The organism is Hymenobacter aerilatus (assembly GCF_022921095.1).
In the GTDB taxonomy this organism is placed as follows: Bacteria; Bacteroidota; Bacteroidia; order Cytophagales; family Hymenobacteraceae; genus Hymenobacter; species Hymenobacter aerilatus.
In genome coordinates this window covers 1,891,062-1,903,219 of record NZ_CP095053.1, presented here as the reverse complement: position 1 = coordinate 1,903,219, position 12,158 = coordinate 1,891,062, and the positions used below count along the sequence as shown (strand labels likewise).

11 protein-coding genes are annotated in these 12,158 nt (G+C 56.5%); 6 read left to right on the top strand and 5 right to left on the bottom strand.

The genetic code is table 11. From position 1 onward, the window contains the following. Nucleotides 1-155: 155 nt before the first annotated feature. Together hxlA and hxlB are read right to left on the bottom strand one after the other, a co-directional pair. Nucleotides 156-788 (bottom strand): 3-hexulose-6-phosphate synthase, encoded by a 633-nt coding sequence (gene hxlA / locus MUN82_RS08095; RefSeq protein WP_245096501.1) that lies wholly within the window; start codon nt 786-788, stop codon nt 156-158. Between the two features lie 59 nt (nt 789-847). After that, a complete protein-coding gene (gene hxlB, locus MUN82_RS08090) occupies nt 848-1,432 on the bottom strand; it encodes a 6-phospho-3-hexuloisomerase (RefSeq protein WP_245096500.1) in 585 nt (194 codons plus the stop codon). Between the two features lie 249 nt (nt 1,433-1,681). Between hxlB and MUN82_RS08085 the strand changes: the two genes are divergently transcribed. Further along, a complete protein-coding gene (locus MUN82_RS08085) occupies nt 1,682-2,605 on the top strand; it encodes an AraC family transcriptional regulator (protein ID WP_245096498.1) in 924 nt (307 codons plus the stop codon). A gap of 33 nt (nt 2,606-2,638) precedes the next feature. Here MUN82_RS08085 and MUN82_RS08080 read toward each other — a convergent pair whose 3' ends face one another. The 3 genes from MUN82_RS08080 to MUN82_RS08070 all read right to left on the bottom strand — a co-directional run bounded on the left by MUN82_RS08080 (nt 2,639) and on the right by MUN82_RS08070 (nt 6,027). Further along, the gene (locus tag MUN82_RS08080) at nt 2,639-3,505 is read right to left on the bottom strand and encodes a carboxypeptidase-like regulatory domain-containing protein (protein WP_245096496.1); all 867 of its coding nucleotides are present in this window, start codon (nt 3,503-3,505) and stop codon (nt 2,639-2,641) included. Between the two features lie 145 nt (nt 3,506-3,650). Further along, on the bottom strand, nt 3,651-5,504 hold the full coding sequence (locus MUN82_RS08075) for a glycoside hydrolase family 15 protein (RefSeq protein WP_245096494.1): 1,854 nt from the start codon (nt 5,502-5,504) through the stop codon (nt 3,651-3,653). A gap of 166 nt (nt 5,505-5,670) precedes the next feature. Next, nucleotides 5,671-6,027, bottom strand: coding sequence for a hypothetical protein (locus MUN82_RS08070; protein WP_245096492.1), 357 nt, complete (start codon nt 6,025-6,027; stop codon nt 5,671-5,673). A gap of 194 nt (nt 6,028-6,221) precedes the next feature. Between MUN82_RS08070 and lepA the strand changes: the two genes are divergently transcribed. The 5 genes from lepA (at nt 6,222) to MUN82_RS08045 (ending at nt 12,004) form a co-directional block, all read left to right on the top strand. Then, the gene (gene lepA / locus MUN82_RS08065; protein ID WP_245097541.1) at nt 6,222-8,009 is read left to right on the top strand and encodes a translation elongation factor 4; all 1,788 of its coding nucleotides are present in this window, start codon (nt 6,222-6,224) and stop codon (nt 8,007-8,009) included. Between the two features lie 108 nt (nt 8,010-8,117). After that, nucleotides 8,118-8,306 carry a hypothetical protein gene (locus tag MUN82_RS08060; RefSeq protein WP_245096490.1) on the top strand — a complete coding sequence of 63 codons (189 nt, stop codon included), beginning with the start codon at nt 8,118-8,120 and terminating at the stop codon, nt 8,304-8,306. A gap of 13 nt (nt 8,307-8,319) precedes the next feature. Continuing rightward, nucleotides 8,320-9,231, top strand: a complete 912-nt coding sequence (locus MUN82_RS08055) for a bifunctional 5,10-methylenetetrahydrofolate dehydrogenase/5,10-methenyltetrahydrofolate cyclohydrolase (protein ID WP_245096488.1) — start codon at nt 8,320-8,322, stop codon at nt 9,229-9,231. Nucleotides 9,232-9,368: 137 nt separating this feature from the next. Beyond that, nucleotides 9,369-10,019 carry a 7-carboxy-7-deazaguanine synthase QueE gene (locus MUN82_RS08050; RefSeq protein ID WP_375374083.1) on the top strand — a complete coding sequence of 217 codons (651 nt, stop codon included), beginning with the start codon at nt 9,369-9,371 and terminating at the stop codon, nt 10,017-10,019. A 38-nt stretch (nt 10,020-10,057) separates the two neighbouring features. Continuing rightward, nucleotides 10,058-12,004: an OmpA family protein gene (locus MUN82_RS08045; RefSeq protein WP_245096486.1), complete on the top strand. Its 1,947-nt coding sequence runs from the start codon at nt 10,058-10,060 to the stop codon at nt 12,002-12,004. Nucleotides 12,005-12,158 lie beyond the last annotated feature (154 nt).

Here is a 12,158-nt window from a genome sequence, read left to right as displayed (position 1 = left end):
GTGGATAGTAGGCTCAACGTTCAGGAGGCGCTTCTACCTCATCCACCCACTCGCGCACAACTAACAAAAAAGCTCCGGCCACTGGCCGGAGCTTTTTCGATAGCCTAGTAAGGCGTGTGTACTTACGATACGATGCGCCAAAGAGACTACCTGCCTTAGGCAGCGTCGAGGGCTTCGCGCAGCTCTTTGGCGGCAGCGGCCGGATCGGCGGCGCTGTAGATAGCGCCACCAGCAACGGCAACGGCTACGCCAGCCTGCTTCACGGCGGCAATATTGCTCAGGTTGACACCGCCCGCGATGGAAACGGGTACACCGGCGCGCGTTGCTTCATCAATCAATACCTGAATAGAATAGCCTTCCAAAGCTTGCTCGTCGAGGCCGGCATGCAGCTCCACGAATTCTACGCCAAGCGCACTTACTTCCTGGGCACGCTTCACGCGGTCGGTCACGCCAATGGTGTCTACTACCACACCTTTGCCGTGAGCTTTGGCTGCCTTCACGGCGCCTACGATGGTAGCGTTGTCTACGGCACCCAGGATGGTTACCAGGTCAGCACCGGCTTTGAAGGCCATGTCCGCTTCCAGCTCGCCCGTATCGGCGGTTTTGAAATCGGCAAAAACGAGTTTGTCGGGGTGGGCTTGCTTCATGGCCGTGATGACGGCTAGTCCTTCGCTCTTGATGAGGGGCGTGCCCAATTCAATGATATCAACGTAGGGCGCTACTTTGCCAGCTAGGGCCAAAGCTTCTTGAGTGCTTAGTAGGTCGATGGCAACTTGTAATTTAGCCATGGGTGTGGGTCTGATTTTGTGTTAGGTAGGAGAAAAAGGGGAGGGGTGTCCCCAGGAAATTATTCTAGGTTGGCGTGTCGCTTCCACAGCTCCTCGGCCGGGGTGCCATCAAGGCCCCACAGGGTTTGGAAGATGGCATCGAGGAGCAGCAGGACGCTTTGCTCGAACAGGCTGCCGGCATATTGCGCCGAGATTTCGCCGCCGTGGTCCTGCTTTTGAGCAGCCGGTAGCACGGCCACGTGCGTAGCCAGAGCCGCCAGCGGCGATGAGGTAGTAGTGGAAATAGCTACCACCTGGGCGCCAGCAGCGGCGGCTTTTTCGGCCGCTTTCACAATGCTGCTGGTGGTGCCGGAGCCGGAGCCAGCCAGCAGCACATCGCCGCTGCCGATGGCGGGGGTAGTGGTTTCGCCTACCACAAACACCGTCAGGCCGAGGTGCATTAGGCGCATGGCGGCAGCTTTCAGGGCCAGCCCCGTGCGCCCAGCGCCCACAACAAACACCCGCTTGGCCTGTTGCAAGAGCGGAAGGATTGCCGCTACCTGGTCGAAATCGAGCTTTTCGGCCAGCTGTTGATTTTCCCGGATGATCTGCTGTAGATGGTTGTGCAGGGTTGCGCTCAACGCATCGGAAGGTGTCTTGCTCATGGGGGCCGCAGGGTTTGGATTCGGCTACGTAGCTGGCTACTTAGGTAGGATCACTTGGCTGGAAAAGCGAAGCTGGATACCGTGCTGCAAAGCTAGAGCAGGCTGCAGGGCCATACTGGCAGAATGGTATCAAGTGGTAGCAGTATCCTATCGAACCCGACCTGCGGGCTGCGTTTTGCCAGGTAGCCCGCGTATTTCACCCCTATTTGCATCGCTGCCCTGGGGCAGTTACATCGTTACCACCCACCCATGCGTGTACCTGATTTACTTCCTCGCATCCCGCTGCCCAACGCACAGAGCCTTGCTACCCTGATTGACAACCGGCGGGTGCAAACGCTGGAAAACTATGAGATTAGCCTGCTCGAAACCTATATACAAAGCGCGCAGGTAGAGCAGTCGTACAGCGACCTAGTGCTCACCAATATGTTGCGCGGCAAGAAGGTGATGCATCTGTTGGAGCAGGAGAAGTTCAATTACCTGCCCGGCAATACGATGGTAGTGCCACCCAATCTGAAGATGATGATTGATTTCCCGGAGGCCTCCGACGAGAACCCTACCCAGTGCGTGGCCCTGGCCATCGACCGGCTGCAAATCATCGACACGGTGAACTATCTGAACGAGCACTACCCCAAAACGGAGGACGAAAAGTGGACCTTCAGCTTCAACCAGCACTACTTCTACAACGATGAAGAAGTGACGGCGCTGCTCTACAAACTAGTGCGCATCGGATTTGGCGACTCTCGCAACAAGGATATTCTGGCCGATTTTACGGTGAAAGAGCTGCTGCTCCGCATCATGCAGGTGCAAAGCCTCCACGAAAAGGAACACAACGTGGCCGTGCTGGCTACCTCCAATCGGTTCGCGCACATCTTGCAGTACATCAAAGAGAACATTGCGGAGAAAATCAGCGTCGATGACCTGAGCGAGAAGGTGTACATGAGCAAGCCCAATTTCTACCGGGCCTTCAAGCACGAGTTTGGCCTGTCGCCCATCGACTACATCATCAAAGAGCGCATGCGGTTGGCAAAGAAGTGCCTGAAGAATCCCGCGCTCAGCATCACCGAAATATGCTTCAAAGCCGGCTTCAGCAACCTGAACTACTTCACGCGCATGTTCCGGCAACTGGAAGGCATCACCCCCACGGATTACCGGGTGCTGTGTTTGGCTAGGTAATCTGTGGAGGGTATGGCTTTGTTGGAATGGCACTTAGCCGCGGGGACTTGCCACCGTCACGTATAGGCTCAGGTTTATAGGTTGCACCTGCCACTGGTCCTCCGATTTTTCGCGGAACACCATGCGGTGTGTGGCCGATAAAGCAGCCGGAATCAGCAGTACATTCCACTGGTTTTTATCAGCACGGTCGCGGGTTTCCAGGCCGTCGAGCCACTCCAGCGTCACGGCTATTCGCTTGTTGTCGCCCACACAAACCTGGTAGGGTTTGAGGTCGATGTGCTGCCAGCCGGCGGGGGCGTCATCGGGTATGGTCATTTGCACATCCTGCGTGAGTAGGCTGGTAGCGGGGTGGTCATCGGCGTCGAGGGTACGCACGTTAAGGCGGAAACGCAGATTCTTATAATTGCGACTTCCAAAATACACGTGCGCGTCCTCCAGGTAGCTGCCTGGTTTTATGTGTAGAATGGTGCCTACCTCACGGCCGGGAATGTTGGCTGGACTCTTATCAGTGGCTAGGTGAAAGTTGTAGTAAGTGAAACCCCAGCTACCGTCGCGGCCTAGTCGGTGGCGCTTCCAGCTGTTGGCGCGCACGTGCACTTCACCCAGCGTTTGCGCTTGTGGCGTCAGCTTGATAGCTGAGTGGCGCGGCAGGTCCGCAGCCAGTAGCTTAAAAGGCTGATAACCCACACAGGAAAACACGACGGTGTCGCTAGGGGCAGCGGCGGCTAGGTGCTGTGGATCGAAGTGGCCCTGAGCATCGGCCACAGTGCCAATAGGCTTGCCCTTCACCCCAACCGAAGCATACGGTACGGCGGCATGGGTAGCCGCGTTGGTGATAGAGGGGGTAGGGGCCTGTAAGAAGAGCGACGAGAAGGGAAAGAAGAGAAGGTAGGCTACCATGTGTAGGAGAATGATGTAGCCAGTAGAGTGAAAAAGCGCATCCAAACGTTGCAACGCTAGCTTCTCGAAAACAAAATCGCCGCGCTGAAGCAGGCTTCAGCGCGGCGATTTTGTTTTCGAGAAGCTAGCAGTAGCTAAATGGATTCTACCCCACGAAGTTATGCCCTTGCTGGCTTTTTCCGCTGTGTCGTTCGTCTAGGTCGCGGTTGAGCTGGAACGCGGCACTGATGAGGGCCAGGTGGGTGAAGGCCTGCGGGTAGTTGCCAATCTGCTCGCCGGCCACGCCAATCTGCTCGGAGTATAGGCCCAGCGGACTAGCAAAACCCAGCAGCTTCTCAAATAGCAGCGTGGCCTTGTCCAAATCGCCCGCCCGCGACAAGTTTTCGATGTACCAGAACGAGCACATCGTGAACGTGCCCTCCTCACCTTCCAGGCCGTCGGAAGCACCACCACCAGCATGGTAGCGATACATTAGCGAGTCGATGACCAGCTCCTTTTCCAGGGCGCGCATGGTAGACTGCCAGCGTGGTTCGGCCGGGCTAAACATCCGCACCAGCGGCAGGAGCAGCACGGTGGCATCTAGCACGTCGCTACCCTTGTACTGCACAAACGCTTGTTTCTCCTCGCTCCAATAGTTGTCAAATACCTCTTTGTAAATCTCGTCGCGCACCTTGTACCACTTCTCCAGCGGGGCTGGAAACGAGCGGTCGTTGGCAATCTGAATGCCGCGGTCGAGCGCTACCCAGCACATCATTTTGGCCGAGATAAACTGGCGTTCCTCGTCGCGCACTTCCCACATGCCGTGGTCCTCCTCCTGCCAGTTCTCCGCCACAAAATCTACCAGCCGCGACACATGTTTCCAGAAGTCGTAGGTGATGGCACCGCCGTACTTGTTGTAGAGGTAAATCGTGTCGAGCAGCTCGCCATAGATATCCAACTGAAACTGATGCGCCGCGCCGTTGCCAATGCGTACCGGGCGCGAGTCGCGGTAGCCGGCCAGGTGCAGCAGGTCTATCTCAGGCAGCTCAGTAGAACCATCCACGGCGTACATCAGCTGTAAGTCGGCGGCGTCTTTCAGCTGGTTGCAACGCTCCATAATCCAGTGCAGAAAGGCCTTCGACTCGGTGGTGAAGCCCAATCGCAGAAACGCATACATGGTAAAAGCCGCGTCGCGAATCCACGTGAAGCGGTAGTCCCAGTTACGGGCACCGCCCACGCACTCGGGTAAGCCGAAGGTAGCGGCGGCCACCGTAGAGCCAAATTGCAAGGAAGTTAGCAGCTTAAGCGTAATGGCCGAGCGTAGCACTGTTTCGCGCCAGCGGCCGGTATACGTGCTGCTCTCTATCCACTCGCGCCAATAGGCCATCGTATCATTGAAGGCACCTTCTGTGTAGTGCTTCAGGTCGCGGGCTATAAAAGACGGATCATCAGTGGGCGTGGCTTCAATCACAAAATTGGCCGTGTCGCCCGCCGCCAGCGTCCAGGTGCCGATGGCGTCGCCGGCCTCAGTGGACTGCAGCGGCTGGTCGCCAAGCAAACGAAATTGAAAATCCTCTTCGCCGCAACTGCGGAAAAGCAAATCATCTTCCTGTGCTACCAGTTCGTGCGAGGCACGGGCGTAGTCGAAACGCGGGCAGCAGTGCATCGTGAACGTCATACTGCCTTTGATGACGCGCACCATTCGGACCACGGCGCAGTTTTGCTGGTGATGCTTCACGGGCATAAAATCCGTTAGCTCAGCAATGCCACCTTGGGAGTAAAAGCGCGTTAGTAGAATACCTGTATTGGGCAGGTAGAGCTGTTTGGATTGCACCCCCTCATCGGCGGGCGCCAGAGACCAATAACCGCCCTTCTCGGCATCCAGCAACGCCGCAAAGATGGTAGGGGAGTCGAAGCGGGTGAAGGGTAGATAGTCTATTGACCCTTTGTTGGATACCAACGCAACCGTGTGCAGGTTGCCAACCAGGCCGTAATCTTCTAGAGGAGTGGCTTGCGTCATATAAAGAAGTAGGTACACGAGTGTGTAGTACTCTATCAACGCAAAAGGCCCATCGACAGCCGAGGTAGACGCGAATTTTGTAGGGTGAGGGAGGGAGTAGGCAAGTCGGGCGAAGCACTCGGCAGCCGGTACTATGCGGGCGCTCAGGCCAAGTAGGGTAAAGGCACTATTTGCTGTCAGCCTTCTTTTCCAGAGCTTGTTCCAGCTCGTCGGCGGCCTTTTCGATGTCGTGGTAGCCCTGCTGGGCGGCGCGCTCTTTGGCAGCCAGCAGGCCGTCGCGGTGCACGGTCTTGAAGTCACCGTAGGGAAATTTATAGCGGCCTTTCGTGTCTTCGCCCTTGCTGGTGTCCTCGCCGAGGTGCCACTTAGCATATTCTTCTATCTCGTGTTTTTCGAGAAACTTGTTTTCGTCGGCCGTATCGGGGTTGTGTTCGCTCCACTGGCCGGAGTCGTTCTTGATTTTGCCGTCTTCGATCAGCTGCTTGGCATACGTCACGGCCTTTTTGTTTACTTGGATGCTCATGGTTGGGGAGGGGGTAGGAAAATGGAATGGAGCCTACCCTGGCCACGGCGGGTGGCAGGGGTAGGGTTTTCTTTTAAACGAGCAGGCCACTTGGTGCGTTTTGGTCGAGCTTGGGCGCAGCGCGGCGACTTGCACCTGCAGCTAGCTTTTGCGGGCCGGTTTGCGTAACTTCGCGGTTGCAAAAACCGCCTCTAGTGAAGAACATCCGTAATTTCTGCATCATTGCCCACATCGACCACGGCAAGAGCACCCTGGCCGACCGCCTGCTGGAATTCACCCAGACCGTGGCCCAGCGCGATATGCAAGCCCAGCTGCTCGACAACATGGACCTGGAGCGGGAGCGGGGCATCACCATCAAGAGCCACGCCATCCAGATGCAGTATCAGTACCAGGGCGAGCAGTACACGCTCAACCTGATTGATACACCCGGTCACGTCGATTTTAGCTACGAAGTATCCCGCTCCATTGCCGCCTGCGAAGGGGCTCTGCTGATCGTGGATTCATCGCAGGGGATTGAGGCGCAGACTATTAGCAACCTCTACCTTGCCATTGGCTCCGACCTGACCATTATTCCGGTGCTCAACAAAATCGACCTGCCCCACTCCATGCCGGAGGAGGTGTCGGACGAGATTGTGGACCTGATTGGCTGCGACCGGGACGAAATTATTCACGCCTCGGGTAAGGCGGGCATCGGCATCAAGGAAATTCTGGATGCCATCTGCGAGCGGATTCCCGCCCCGGCAGGTGACCCGGAAGCCCCGCTGCAAGCTCTGATTTTCGACTCGGTATTCAACTCCTACCGTGGCATCGAGGTGCTGTTCCGCATTAAGAACGGCACCATGCGCAAGGGCGACAAGCTCCGCTTCATGGCCACCGGCAAGGAGTACGGCGCCGACGAAATCGGCATCCTGGGTCTCAAGCAGGAGCCTCGCCCCGAAATGCGCGCCGGCAACGTGGGCTATCTAATTTCGGGCATCAAAGAGGCCCGCGAGGTGAAGGTAGGCGACACCATTACCAACGTGCTGAACCCCACGAAAGAGGCCATTCACGGCTTCGAAGACGTGAAGCCGATGGTATTTGCTGGTATCTACCCCGTAGATACCACCGAGTACGAGGAACTACGCTCGTGCATGGAGAAGCTCCAGCTCAACGACGCCGCCCTGGTGTGGGAACCCGAAACCTCAGCAGCCCTGGGCTTCGGCTTCCGTTGCGGCTTCCTGGGCATGCTGCACATGGAAATCGTGCAAGAGCGTCTGGAGCGCGAATTCGACATGACGGTGATTACCACTGTGCCCTCGGTGCAGTTCCACGCCACCGGTACCAAGGACCAGGCGTACATCATCAATGCTCCCTCCGAAATGCCGGAGCCGAACACGGTGAAGTTCATCGAGGAGCCCTTTATTAAGGCCCAGATTATCACCGCTGCCGACTACGTAGGCTCGATCATCACGCTGTGCATGGAGAAGCGTGGCATCATCAAAGGCCAAAGCTACCTGACTTCCGAGCGGGTAGAAATGACCTTCGAGCTGCCGCTGTCGGAAATTGTGTTCGACTTCTTCGACAAGCTCAAGACCATTAGCCGCGGCTATGCCTCGCTGGATTATGAGCTGATTGGTTTCCGCGAGTCGGACATGGTGAAGCTGGATATCATGCTGAACGGGGAGAAGGTCGATGCGTTGTCGGCCATTGTGCACCGCAGCAAGAGCTATGAGTGGGGCAAGCGTCTCTGCGAAAAGCTGCGCGAGCTACTACCCCGCCAGCAGTTCGAAATTGCTATTCAAGCTTCTATCGGTCAGAAAATCGTGGCCCGCGAAACGGTGAAAGCTCTGCGCAAAAACGTGATTGCCAAATGCTACGGCGGCGACATATCTCGTAAGCGCAAGCTGCTCGAAAAGCAGAAAGAGGGCAAGAAACGGATGCGCCAAGTGGGCTCCGTAGAAATCCCGCAGGAAGCGTTCCTGGCGGTGTTGAAGATTGACTAATGCAAAAAGCGCGGCTCCGGAAACGGGCCGCGCTTTGTTTTTACTTTTCTTTCCTGTTTCACCTCATACACTTCTTGACACGGCGTTGTATGATTACCCAACCATCCAATGTCCAACGATCTTACTAAGAACTGTACTAGCCAGGAGCAACTGGAAAAAATCATCAAGGGCCAGGAACGTAAGTTTCGGTGGCGCGACGACTGGCCCACCATGGAAAAAGCCCTAACGGAAGCCGGTAGTGCAGCCATTCTAAAACATAATCGGTCTAAAAAAACCGATAGTATTCTTCCTGAATAACCTTACATCACTTATGACCACAGCCCCCGAAGCTGACACCTACCAACTCATCGACGGTAAGAAAACCGCCGAGGATATCAAAGTTGAAATTGCCGCTGAAGTAGAGCAGCTAAAAGCGGCTGGCCAGAAAGTACCGCATTTGGCGGCCATCCTCGTCGGACACGACGGCGGCTCCGAAACCTACGTGCGCAACAAGGTGCTGGCCTGCGAGCGGGTAGGCTACGGCAGTACCCTGCTACGCTTTGAGGACAACATCACCGAAGCGGAATTGCTGGCACAGGTAGAAGAACTGAACCAGGAACCCGAAATCGATGGCTTTATTGTGCAGCTGCCCCTACCCAAGCACATCGACCCGGAAAAGGTGATTGAGGCCATCCGGCCGGAGAAGGACGTGGACGGTTTCCACCCCATGAACATCGGCCGTATGGTGGCTGGGCTACCTGCCCTGCTGCCTGCTACCCCCTCGGGCATTGTGGAGTTATTAAAGCGCTACGGTATCAAAACCAGTGGCAAGCACTGCGTGGTGATTGGCCGCTCTAATATTGTGGGTACGCCAGTTAGTATATTGCTGGCTAAGAACTTGGAGCCAGGTAACTGCACCGTTACTTTATGCCATTCGCGTACCGCTAACTTGGCGGAAATCACGCGTCAGGCTGACATTGTTGTAGCAGCTTTGGGCCGGCCAGAGTTCGTGACGGGCGACATGGTGAAGCCCGGCGCCGTGGTGATTGATGTGGGTACTACACGGGTAGAAGACGCCAGCCGCAAATCGGGCTTCGTGCTGAAAGGCGACGTCAACTTCACAGAGGTAGCACCACAGGCCAGCTACATCACGCCGGTGCCCGGCGGGGTAGGTCCCATGACCATTGCTATGCTGCTGCTCAACACGCTGCGCGCGGCCAAAGGTGACGTATACCCGCGGTAGGTAGCCAGAACCAAACCGCCGTTTTCGCGGTTTGGAGCTTGAATAGTATCTTTAAAGTCGGGCTTTAGGCAGGGTTTTTGGGTGCCGTGGTACCCAGCGCCTTTCCTAAGGCCCGATTACCTTTTTTGCTGACTGTCTTGTTACACCAACTACCCGTTGCAACCGGCCTGGTGGCCGATAGCGTAGGGGCGGCCACGCTGCCCCTGATGGAGCATTTCTACACAATTCAGGGCGAGGGCTACAATACGGGCCGCGCTGCGTACTTCCTCCGCCTGGGCGGCTGCGATGTGGGCTGCGTGTGGTGCGATGTTAAGGAGTCGTGGGATGCCGAGGCGCACCCCCGCGTCGCCATTGCCGACATGGTAGCTGCCGTCACGTCCTACCCCGGCCGCAACGCCGTGATTACCGGCGGCGAGCCACTCATGCACGACCTCACCCAGCTCACCGGCGCGTTGAAAGAAGCCGGCTGCCAAACCTGGATTGAAACTTCCGGCGCCTACCCGCTCTCTGGTCACTGGGATTGGATCTGCGTGTCGCCCAAGAAATTCAAAGCCCCCCTACCTCAAGTGCTGGCTGAAGCCAATGAGCTTAAAGTGGTAGTATTCAACAAGTCGGATTTTAAGTGGGCTGAGGAACACGCCACCCAAGTAGGGAGCAATTGCCGCCTCTACCTACAACCCGAATGGAGTAAAGAGGCCGCTATGACACCCCTAATTATCGATTACGTGAAGGCCAATCCGCGTTGGCAAGTGTCGCTGCAAACGCACAAATACCTCGATATTCCTTAGCCGCTCTCCTTCACGGTCTACCTTTCCGCTACCCGCCCATGCGCTTCTCCTTTCCTGCCTCGTTGTTGGCACTCGTGCTGGCGCTGCCGCTGTCAAGCGCCGCGCAGGCAACGCTGGCTAGTTCCAATACCAAAGCGCGCGGTCTGTGGGATAAGGCGCAGCAGCAAGCCAAAGCCCGTGACTTCAACAAGGCTCTGGAAACACTGCAAGTCCTCAATGAGAAGTTCCCTTCGCTGGGTGAGCCGTATGTAATGCGTGGCTCCTTGCTGAAGGCTATGGGCGAAAACCAGAACGCCTACGAGGCCTACCGCGACGGGCTCAGCAAGCTGCCGGTGACAGCGGGGCAGGCCAACAACTACTTCACACTGGGCGAGCTGGCCCTGAGCCTGGGTGATTACAAAACCGCAGCGGACGGGTATACCAAATACCTAAAGGTAGGACCGAAGGGACAGCGCAATACGGTGCGGGCACAGCAGCAACTGCTCAACTGCGAGTTTGCCCAAAAGGCCATGGCCAACCCCACTGGTAAGCAGCCCGAACGCCTTGGCGAGCCGCTGAATACCTTCTACTTCCAGTATTTTCCGGTGTTGACGGCCGACAACCGCTTTCTGGTCTTTACGGCTCGGGCCAGCGCCTCTGACAATAGCTACGAGGATATTCTGATTTCCCGGCAAGGCAAAGACGGGTCGTTGAGTGAACCAGTGTCGATATCGCCGGCCATCAACACGCCCTATAATGAGGGAGCCGCCACGATTTCCGGGGACGGTAAAACGCTGGTATTCACCTCCTGCGACCGGCCTGGCTCCGTGGGGTCCTGCGACTTGTACATCTCACGGCGCACGGGCAATACGTGGAGCAAGCCTCAGAATATGGGCCGCAACGTGAACTCGCCCTATTGGGATTCGCAGGCCTCGCTCTCGGCCGATGGGCGCACACTTTACTTCACTTCCGACCGGCGTGGCGGCTTAGGCAAGGAAGACATCTACGTGACCACTCAGCAGGACGACGGCACCTGGAGCCCCGCCCGCAACCTGGGCGCCCCCATAAATACGCCGGGGCAGGATATGGCGCCGTTTATTCACGCCTCGGGCACCACGCTCTATTACGTAACGGATGGCTTGGTAGGCATGGGCGGCCTCGACGTGTTTCGGAGTGCCGTGCAGCCCGATGGTAAATGGGGCGTGCCGCAAAACTTGGGCTACCCGCTCAATACCTTCGAAAACGAAGCGTCGTTGTTTATCTCTTCTGACAACCGCCGGGGATTTTGCTCCCGCTCGCGCACTTCTGAGCCGGGCGTAACCAAGGTGCGCAACCGTCCGGTAGAGCTATATAGCTTTGAGGTGCCCCAGGCCGTGCAAGCCCAGGAAACCAGCACCTACACACAGGGTAGGGTGTTTGATGCCATTACGAAGAAGCCCCTGAAGGCCGATGTGCAGCTCTACGACCTTAACACCGACCAGCTTACGCAGTATGTTACCTCCGACCCCGAGCAGGGCGACTATACCGTGGTGCTGAACGAGGGTAGGCAGTACGCCATGTATGCCGTGGCTGATAAATACCTAATGAAAAGCCTGAGCTTTGATTATACGGACAAGCGCAATTTTGACCCGCTCACGCTCGACATCTACCTGGAGCCTGTGCGGGCCGGGCGCACCATTGTGCTGAACAATCTATTTTTCGATACCAACAAGTACGAGCTGAAGCCTAAGTCGCGCACGGAACTGAACCGGCTGATTCAGTTTATGCAGCAGTATCAGGAGGTGCAGGTAGAGGTTTCGGGCCATACCGACGACGTAGGCGCCGATGCCGATAACATGGTGCTCTCGCAGAACCGCGCGAAGGCTGTGTATGATTACCTAAGCCAGCATGGCGTGAAGGCCTCTCGCCTGCGCTATAAGGGCTACGGCGAAACTCGCCCGCTGGTCGCTAACGATTCGGAAGCACACCGTCAGCAGAACAGGCGCATCGAGTTCCGATTACTGTAGTCCAGTAGACCTTCGTTTCAAAGCCAATAGCCTCGAGCTATTGGCTTTTTTTGTGTTTGTAGTATTCCTTTTTCATACAGCAAACAGGCAACTGGGAATAAGTCTGTTGTATAAGTTTAGTGCAAGTTATCAATCATTTAAATACTACAAATTC

Coding starts and splice junctions, on each gene's coding strand:
- MUN82_RS08070 (WP_245096492.1), bottom strand. CDS start 6,027: ATGAGCATCCAAGTAAACAAAAAGGCCGTGACGTATGCCAAGCAGCTG.
- hxlB (WP_245096500.1), bottom strand. CDS start 1,432: ATGAGCAAGACACCTTCCGATGCGTTGAGCGCAACCCTGCACAACCAT.
- MUN82_RS08060 (WP_245096490.1), top strand. CDS start 8,118: ATGTCCAACGATCTTACTAAGAACTGTACTAGCCAGGAGCAACTGGAA.
- MUN82_RS08045 (WP_245096486.1), top strand. CDS start 10,058: ATGCGCTTCTCCTTTCCTGCCTCGTTGTTGGCACTCGTGCTGGCGCTG.
- MUN82_RS08085 (WP_245096498.1), top strand. CDS start 1,682: ATGCGTGTACCTGATTTACTTCCTCGCATCCCGCTGCCCAACGCACAG.
- MUN82_RS08055 (WP_245096488.1), top strand. CDS start 8,320: ATGACCACAGCCCCCGAAGCTGACACCTACCAACTCATCGACGGTAAG.
- MUN82_RS08075 (WP_245096494.1), bottom strand. CDS start 5,504: ATGACGCAAGCCACTCCTCTAGAAGATTACGGCCTGGTTGGCAACCTG.
- hxlA (WP_245096501.1), bottom strand. CDS start 788: ATGGCTAAATTACAAGTTGCCATCGACCTACTAAGCACTCAAGAAGCT.
- MUN82_RS08080 (WP_245096496.1), bottom strand. CDS start 3,505: ATGGTAGCCTACCTTCTCTTCTTTCCCTTCTCGTCGCTCTTCTTACAG.